The 6875-nt window shown below is 66.6% G+C and carries 4 protein-coding genes and 2 pseudogenes; 2 read left to right on the top strand and 4 right to left on the bottom strand.

Features of this window, described 5'->3' with window-relative positions; genetic code table 11:
- Positions 1-225: 225 nt before the first annotated feature.
- Positions 226-1353, top strand: coding sequence for a S41 family peptidase (locus ACIBK6_RS42185; protein WP_399058767.1), 1128 nt, complete (start codon positions 226-228; stop codon positions 1351-1353).
- Positions 1354-2384: 1031 nt separating this feature from the next.
- Here the strand turns inward: ACIBK6_RS42185 and ACIBK6_RS42180 are convergent.
- The 3 genes and pseudogenes from ACIBK6_RS42180 to ACIBK6_RS42170 form a co-directional block, all read right to left on the bottom strand.
- Entirely contained in the window at positions 2385-3134 is a 750-nt protein-coding gene (locus ACIBK6_RS42180) for a hypothetical protein (RefSeq protein ID WP_399058765.1), read from the bottom strand.
- 114 nt (positions 3135-3248) lie between these two features.
- Positions 3249-4529 (bottom strand): hypothetical protein, encoded by a 1281-nt coding sequence (locus ACIBK6_RS42175; RefSeq protein WP_399058763.1) that lies wholly within the window; start codon positions 4527-4529, stop codon positions 3249-3251.
- Between the two features lie 676 nt (positions 4530-5205).
- Positions 5206-5908 (bottom strand): annotated as a pseudogene (locus ACIBK6_RS42170) (IS6 family transposase).
- A gap of 25 nt (positions 5909-5933) precedes the next feature.
- On the opposite strand from ACIBK6_RS42170, the pseudogene ACIBK6_RS42165 reads away from it, so the two are divergent.
- Positions 5934-6026 (top strand): annotated as a pseudogene (locus ACIBK6_RS42165) (redox-sensitive transcriptional activator SoxR); the annotation flags it as partial.
- Between the two features lie 2 nt (positions 6027-6028).
- On the opposite strand, the gene ACIBK6_RS42160 reads toward ACIBK6_RS42165, so the two are convergent.
- Positions 6029-6736, bottom strand: coding sequence for a 3-keto-5-aminohexanoate cleavage protein (locus tag ACIBK6_RS42160; RefSeq protein ID WP_399058761.1), 708 nt, complete (start codon positions 6734-6736; stop codon positions 6029-6031).
- Between the last annotated feature and the right edge of the window lie 139 nt (positions 6737-6875).

Below are 6875 nucleotides of genomic sequence, written 5' to 3'. Positions count from 1 at the left end.
ACATCGCCCGGACACGGTTCACTTCATGTACGTCCACACTCCCAACATGCTCGCGATCAGGACTAATAGGAAGACCTAACGGAGTCCTACTAGGGTGTGGACCCGTGGGTGAGGTGTACCGCATCAACCGCCTCCCGAGAGACGATCGGCCGGGCACGTGAAGTGACCCCGTTGGGAGGGGCGCAGTGATGAGTGGGGACCAGTCACCGAGGTGGTGGAGGACTAATGGATCGGGGACGTTCGCTGCGTTGGGCAGCCTGTATGGGGCTGGTCACTGTTCTTCTCGCAGGCACGGGATGCACTGACCGTTCGGAGGGAGCTCCGGGCCCAGCCATGTCGCCTGACGCCCGGTCGTACCTGACGAATGCGCTGGCCATAATGGAGAAGAACGCCCTCCTGCGCCACCAGATCGCCTGGGCAGATGTACGGCGCGACGCGTTCTCGCAGGCCCGGGGCGCGCAGAAGCCGGCCGACACCTACAACGCGATCCGCGCCGCTCTTCAGACAGTCGGTGCTGGACACAGCTCTCTCATGGAACCGAAGCAGGCTGAAGCGGACCTGAACTCGTCGCCCGACGGGGCTCTCGACGGGCTCGAAGGCCGTTCAATGGGAGATCGCATCGGGTACGTCTCCCTTCCCGGTGTGCACGGTTCCGACTCGGCGTACGCGCAGTACGTGCGGCAGGGCCGCGAGGCCGTGGCGAGGGCCAACCGCCCCGGGGCCTGCGGCTGGGTGGTGGATCTGCGCGACAACAGCGGCGGGAACATGTGGCCGATGCTTGCCGTCGTAGCCCCGGTCCTGGGCAACGGCACGGTCGGCATGTTCGTGGACTCCGATGGCAAGAAGTCCGCGTGGACGATTGAGAACGGCAGCCCGCGCGAGGACGGCACGTCTTTCGGCTGGGGAGACAGCGCGCCAGTGGCCCACGCCAGTGCACCGGTTGCCGTACTGACCAGTGGGGAGACGGCCAGTTCGGGTGAGGCGGTGGTGGTCGCCTTCCGCGGACGACCGGCCACGCGTTTTTTCGGCCAGTACACGGGCGGCATCCCGACGGGCAACGCGATTCACCGTCTGCCCGATGGAGCCATGCTGGTCCTCACGGAAGTCAAGGACGCCGACCGCACGGGCCGTACGTATGACGCGCCGATCCCTCCTGACGAGGAGACCAACGCCATCCAGCACACGGCGCCAGCCCGCCCGGACCAAGCCTTGGACGCAGCGAAGAACTGGCTGCTCAAACAGGGCGCATGCCAGTGGGCCCAGGGCAGTCGCACCGCTTCGATTTCAGAGTCGTTCAGCAACGCGTTGATGAGGGCTGGGGGCCCGGCGATCTTGGTGGCCCACAGGTCGTAGTCGGTGCACAGGACCCAGGAGCGGTCATCGGCCCAGAGGTTGGACGGGCTGAAATCGGCCTCGGACTGGTCGTACAGGATCTCGGCGTCGCCGAGCCGGCCCGCACGCACGTGGAGGTTGTCGAAGTCGGTGGCTCCGAGCACCAGCGGGTTGTAGTAGGCCAGGCAACGGGTGTCCGGGCCCGCGGGACTGTACTGGGTGAGGATGGCGATCAGCCGGTTCCAGGTCTCACGGTCCAGACTCCCCTCAGTCGGCGGGACCATGCCCAGCGGCCAGCTTCCCTCCTTCTTGGCCGAGGGAAAGCAACGGTAGGAGGGCATCAGCCCGTCGGGCACGACCTGGTCACCGGTACGCCGGGCAAGCTCGGCCCAGCGCAGCCGTCGCCAGCCGGCGCCCGGGTGCTGGGCACGGCCCAGCCCTCCTCCCGTGGCGACGCCCACGGCGTCGAGGTCGATACCCGCGACGATGTGGGGCTGGGCGCTCCCGTCGGCAAGACGTGCCTGGTGGTACTCGTGATACGACACATCTTCCGGCCCCTGCTCGTGCTCGTACATGGCGTTGAGCACCCACACCGCGTCGGGCATCGCCGGAGGCATGAACCCGGTCAGGCCGTCGCCGCACAGCTCCAGCAGCCAGTCGGTGGCCCCGGACAGCACAAGCTGCCACAGGCTTGACATCAGGTTCGACTCCTCGGACATGCGCTCATGGTCCCAGGGTGCGAAGCCGCCCTCCCGCGAGGGGCCGACATCATGCCGCCCGAACCTCGCTGCCCGAGCCCTGCGTGCACCTGGCCGGAATGGCGAGGCGTACCTCAAGAACTAGCGAGCCGACCGCTGACAAACGATCCACGCCTCAGACAACCGCCCACGACCAGCGCGAGCACCCCGAGCGCCGGTCACGCCAGTCCTTCGACCTGCGGCTTCGGGTTGGCGGAGGCTCATTGCACCACCCGTCACCGCAACTGCTTGACATCAGCATTGGGAAGCTCTATCTGGGGCCTCGACGGAACCAGCGCATGGTGGGAACGAGTTTCAGCTGAGTTGCTTGGCGATGTCCAGGAGTTGAGTGTTGGTCACTTGGGGGCCTGTTGTGTCGATGATGAAGGTGTATGTGCCGTCGGACCAGGTCACTGCGCGATTGCTGTTCTTGTCGTTGTCGAGATGGCCGGGGTAGCCGTTGACGGTGACGGCGGTGCCGGCTGCTTCCTCGGGGCTCTTCCCGCTGATCTGCGTGATGCTCAGGGACGGCTGCTGTGCGTCGCTGTGGTAGAAGCGGGTCCAGGCGGGGCCGAGGGCTGTGGTGCGTTCGAAGGGGGACGGGAGGGGACGTTGGCCGGCGTCGTCCTGGTAGACGGTGTCGGTCGGGTGGTAACCCGGCGGGAGGTATCGAGGGGCGGCGAGCCGGGTGCCGTCGAAGGCGGTGATGGTCCAGCCCGTGACCGCATCGATAAGGTGCCGTGCTTTGAGCGGATCCTTGAGCGTGGTGCTGATCTGCTTGGGGGTGCTGGCGCATTGGTGGCGCAGGTCGGCCTCGCCTTCCTTCAACGCCAGGGTGACGGAGTCCGACGACTCGCGTGCCACGAGTCGGGGCTTGTCTTCCTGGCAGGGCGCCCATCTGACCGCGGTGGTGATGCTCCGGCCGTCCGCGCTGACAAGCACCTGGCCCAGTACGGCGGTGTCCCGGCCACTGTCATCTCTGGTGAGCCAGATGGTCAGGGCGGTGGCGAGGGCCGCCGCGGCGGCAACGGCGCATATGGCTCGCCGGAGCTGTTTCCGGTTCACACTCACACTCCACGGTCTTCGGCCGGCACGGGTTTGAGCTTGGCAGCTTTCCCTTCTGGGGGAAAGGCTGGTGGGCTGACGCGAGTGACGTCAGCCCACGGTCAAGCCGGAGGGCTAGTTGGTGACGAGGGTCCAGCCCATGTCGGACAGGGTCTGGTAGATCGGCACGTAGTAGACGCCCTTGAGGCACCACGGCGTTCTGACATGGGCGTCGAGGACGGTGTCCGCGTTCAGTGTGGAGGGGCAGGTGATCGTGGTGTCGAGGGCGGTGATGGTGCCGCGCGCTTCGTCGGTCGTGTAGTTGTTGACTCCGGCGAAGACGGGGCCGCCGCTGTCACCGTTGACGGCCGCGGTGCCGTCGGGGGTGTACGGGGTGGCGTAGGCGAGGTCGGTGATGGGGCGGAGGGTGCCGTTCGAACCGACGACGCTGACGTCTGTTTTGGCGATCTGGATGTTGCAGTGGACGCCGCCATTGGCGCCGTCGGTGCATGTGTAGTCGCCGACGTTGTTGTGGCCCCAACCGGTGACGGCCTTGGAGTACCCGTCGGTCCGGTTGGCTGCTCCGTCGTAGAGGAATCCGCCTGCCTGCTTCGAGTACAGGCTGATGGCTACGACGTCGTCGTTCAGGTCGCTGCGAGACGGGTCGCTGACGCCGACGAGGTCACCTCCGGCATAGGTGGTCCACTGGCCGTTGCCGCCGTCGCAGTGCCGGGCGGAGGTGAGCATGGGTGTGCCCTGCTGGGTCTTGATGCTGAACCCGCTGGAACAGATGCCGCCGGTGGGGTTCCTCAGGGCCGCGCCGCCGAACCAGGGCGAGGTGTCGTGGGCCCGCGTTGCATCCGAGACCAGCGGTTTGTAGGTGATGGACGTGCTGATCCCGGTCAGGCGGTCGGTGATCGCCTTGATCTCGCCGGACCGGTCGGTCCGGGTGCGAGGGGCCAGCGGGTCGGTCGTGTCCCGTTTCTCAAGGCCCCGGTCTTCGTCGTAGCCGACCTCCAGGCCGCTTCCGTCGATGGCCGGGCCGACGCTGGTGATGCGGATGGCATCGCTGGTGGAAGTGAGCCGGATTCCCTTGAACTTGCCGCCCTGGAGGAGTTTGTTGCGGGCAGCGTGGAGGTCGGCCTTGGAGTACTTGGCGGCAACGACCTCTGCGGTCACTCCGGCGGGCAGGTGCGCCAGGACGCTCTGCACTCGCTGCGGCGGGGTGCCCTGCCAGTGCAGGCGAAGGTGACTGTGGTCCGGGTCGACCTCGACATCGGTGAAGCCGGGAATCTTTGCACGATCCGACTCGGAGAGCCCCTGCGTCAGATCCGCGACGACCTTGTCGAGTACTTCCTGCTGCTTCTGGACCTGGACCAAGTGCGGGTCTGTGATGTTGTGGGCCTTGGCTGCCACGGAGAGCTTGGCGCCGAGGCTTCCCGGAGGCTGAACTGATGCCCCAGCCGTGGGAGAGGCGATGAACGGGGTGGCGGCGATCAGAGCGGCGGCAGGGAGCGCAACGGCTGCCCACCTCCGTCTGCCGGTGGTGCTCTTCACAAGGAATCTCTCTCCGTTGATCACCGATTGACGTGATCATGATCGTCGTTCGATTTAGAATCGAAAACAGAGGAATCGGTCATTCTTATGAAGCGCGCACTGAAGCCGAAAGGCGGCATGCATGGATGACGGGGCGACACGTCGCCTTAGGAAGCAAGCGACTTGTCGAGTTCTTGATGAGTGCATGATGACCTCGTGTGTTGCTGTCTCAGGGATCGAACCTTGAGCTTCAGCTCGCCTTAGAGATCGACGTCGCAGCAGGTACCCCATGGCCCGCGGCTGCCAGTACGGGAGGTCGAGCGGTGACTGAATCTGCACGCACGAGAGGGTTGCCGATGTCTCACGATGGTCCTGATGCGATGCGCCAGGACCTGCATCGGGGAGCCCATGGTGCCCACGTTCGGGACAGGCGCTGGCGTCATATCAGGTGAGCGCGGCCAAGCGCCCGGGACGAGAATGAGCCCCGCTCGGTGTTGTCAACTTATGGTGTTGGGTGGGTAGTTGGGGCGGGGCCTGCCTGGGTGGCCAGCCGTCGTCAGGCGGCCGCAGTAGCGCCGGTGACCTGGTTCCAGACGGTGAAGCGGTGGCGTATTTCGGTGCGGTATTCGGGGGCGGTGGGCAGGTGGCGGCGCGGCCGGAAGTAGGGCGGGATGCCGCTGAACGCGGACGGGAATCTCTGGGCGCGTCCCGGTGAGGTGAACTTCTTCATGGCGCGTTCGCGCTGCCGGGTGGGCTGATGGCTGTTCTCGGCCCGGTTGTTCAAGTATTCCGACTGCCGGTGCTCGACCGAGGGCATCGCCTCGCGGTGCTCGGCGCCGTAGCTTGTCGGTGACGATCACGCGGGGTACGGCCTCGGTTCCCCTGAGGAGCCTGCGGAAGCAACGCCTGGCCGCAGCCGCGTCCCGGCGGCTGGTGACGAGGATATCCAGCACATGGCCGTCCTGGTCCACCGCGCGCCACAGGTACTTCTGCTCACCGTTGACCTTGATGAAGACCTCGTTCAGATGCCATTTATCCCCGGGCCGGGGACGGTGCCGGCGCGGGCCGTCGGCGTAGGCCTGTCCGAACTTCGCACACCACTGGCGCACTGTCTCGTACGTCACGGTGATCCCGCGCTCGAACAGCAACTCCTCCACTTCAGGGAAGGACAGAGGGAACCGGAAGTACGACCGAACGGCGTGCGCGATCACCTCCACCGGATAGCGGAAACCCCGGTACGACGACGGCGCGGTGTCCACGAGCAGGCCACTCCCCAAACGATCACTGTCGCTGGAGGGCTGCGTCCTGTCCAACCCGGACGACGTCTTCGGCACCAGCCTGACGGGCTCCCGCCTCCTCGCTGAACGCAAGAGTTGAGGTCAGGGGCAGGCCAGCGCTGCCCTCACCAACTGGGCGTTGGACTCGGCTCGTTCGCCGTCTGGCAGGACCAGTACGTCCTCCAGGCCTATGCGTGTGTCGAGGCCCAGCCGGTGCGCCAGGCGCAGCACCGGCCAGGTGCCGTGCTCGTGGCCGTGAAGGAGCACGGGCCGGCCGTGGGCGGTGCCCAGCTCGGCAAGGAGGGCGCGGGCCGCTGGCTCGGCCGCCTGTGCGGGCGTGTCGATCACCTCGGCGAGGATGCGCAACACCCTTGGCGCGTAGGGGGATTGAAGGAAGCGCCGGGCGGCGGGGGTGTCGGCCCAGATGCCCGCCTCGATGCCCACGCCCCTCTCGAGGAGGGCGGCTGCGACTGCGTCGGCGCCGTCCTCGTGCCAGTTGACCGAGGCGTAGTCGGGCAGCACCGACCAGGAGCGGATGCGCTCCACGCGGCGCGCCGGATCCGGCTCCGCCCAGGCGCCGGTGGTCACGCCGACCGGCACCTGCACCACCGCCCGTATCGCCTCAAGTGCCGGGCCCACCACGCGCGGTGAGAGGGAATCGTTTCCGCAGGGGGTCTTGGGATGGACATGGACCTCGGCCGCACCGGCGGTCACCGCCGCTGCCGCGGACTCGGCGAGCGCGGCCGGCGACAGCGGAACAGCCGTGCCGTCGCCGGCACTTCGTACACCGTTGAGACAGACCTGGATCATGTGGTCGATGATGCCAGAGCCCACTGACAACCAGGAGCCCACTACTAGTAGGACTCCGTTAGGTCTTCCTATTAGTCCTGATCGCGAGCATGTTGGGAGTGTGGACGTACATGAAGTGAACCGTGTCCGGGCGATGTTG

The organism is Streptomyces sp. NPDC050485, from assembly GCF_044458185.1.
Taxonomy (GTDB): domain Bacteria; phylum Actinomycetota; class Actinomycetes; order Streptomycetales; family Streptomycetaceae; genus Streptomyces.
The sequence above is the reverse complement of the archived record's forward strand: the minus strand, read 5'-3'. Positions and strand labels throughout refer to the sequence as shown.